This is a genomic window from Rhodovulum sp. BSW8, from assembly GCF_003314725.1.
GTDB classification, from domain to species: Bacteria; Pseudomonadota; Alphaproteobacteria; order Rhodobacterales; family Rhodobacteraceae; genus Rhodovulum; species Rhodovulum visakhapatnamense.
In genome coordinates this window covers 1-1,231 of the sequence record NZ_QNVX01000062.1, presented here as the reverse complement: position 1 = coordinate 1,231, position 1,231 = coordinate 1, and the positions used below count along the sequence as shown (strand labels likewise).

The 1,231-nt window shown below is 60.6% G+C and carries 2 protein-coding genes; both read right to left on the bottom strand.

Annotated elements, in window-relative coordinates:
- Positions 1-128: 128 nt before the first annotated feature.
- Positions 129-353, bottom strand: coding sequence for a DUF982 domain-containing protein (locus tag DSD19_RS19585; protein ID WP_243628153.1), 225 nt, complete (start codon positions 351-353; stop codon positions 129-131).
- Positions 354-788: 435 nt separating this feature from the next.
- On the bottom strand, positions 789-995 hold the full coding sequence (locus DSD19_RS19580) for a cold-shock protein (protein WP_075787603.1): 207 nt from the start codon (positions 993-995) through the stop codon (positions 789-791).
- Positions 996-1,231: the final 236 nt, after the last annotated feature.

The window sequence follows — 1,231 nt, the reverse complement described above, 5'->3', positions numbered from 1 at the left end:
CTGGGGGCTCCGAGCGACGACGCGGCATCGCGAAAACGACACTCACAGATCGCACGACAGGACACATCCGATCCCTGCCGGAAAAAGGTCAGACGGATGCCACTGAAGCGCACCGATCCCTCTGAAGACTATTCCGCGCTTGCAGGAGCGAACCCGGCAGAGAGGGCTGCGACGAGGAAGGCTCGCCGAGCCTCCTCAACGGAACTCATGCATTCCATCGCGGACTCGACCTTGGCAAGCGCGGTGTGCCGCGCCCTGTCCGAAACCGGCCATCTGCGACGCAGCCAGTAGCGGGCCTTCTCGATCGTTCCGAAACGCTCGACATCGCCATCATGCGAGGTCATCAGCACCATGGGTTGTCCCCATTGAATTTCCATCATTCGTAAAATCTTTCTTTTTCAGGTAATTGCGGCCGCCACATGTGGGCAGGCATTGCCCCGCCAACCGGCAGGGAGCGACGCGAATACAGAGTGGGAACAGACCAGCCCCGACCCGGTCAAAATCCGGCCATGCGCATCGGTTGCGCGGCACATCTGAGCGGAGACAGGGGCGGATTAGATCGGCCCCGCCCTGCTGGCGGAGCCGCGCATGCCGTGCGCTTCGTACATCACCGGGTCCGGCAGACTATGCGCATCCTCATCGGGTTGCGCCCTCTCAAACCGGGCACTTCGGGATCCCGAAGCTCATGCTGTCATTTCGTTTCGGGCGGAAACGCTGCGGGCTTCATGAGCCCCAAGGCTTCCCTCCCGAACCTGTAACACCCGCGAGCGGGTGTTACAGCGATGGCTTCACGCAAGCGCCAGGTTGGTGGCGGACTCGCGGCCGTCGCGACCGGTTTCGACGTCGAAGGTCACCTTCTGGCCGTCATCGATGCGGCTGATGCCAGCACGCTCGACGGCAGAGATATGAAGGAAGATGTCCTTGCTGCCGTGTTCCGGTTGAATGAAGCCGAAGCCTTTGGTTGCGTTGAACCACTTCACGGTGCCATTGGCCATATCCGTGTTCTCCATGATATTGCTGCCCGCAGAATCGCGGCAGCCTGGCAACAGTCGATCCAAGTCGATCAACCGAAACCGGGTCAGCGGCAGCAGCATTTCGAAGAGAAAAAACGTCAGCGTCCGCTGTATGGAGGCCATGGCGCGCTAATGCAAGGATTCTTTTCCCGAGGCGGAAGGAAGAGAGATCCCTGCTTGCGATCCCAAGCCGGGCCAGCGCCATAAGTCGTACTCGT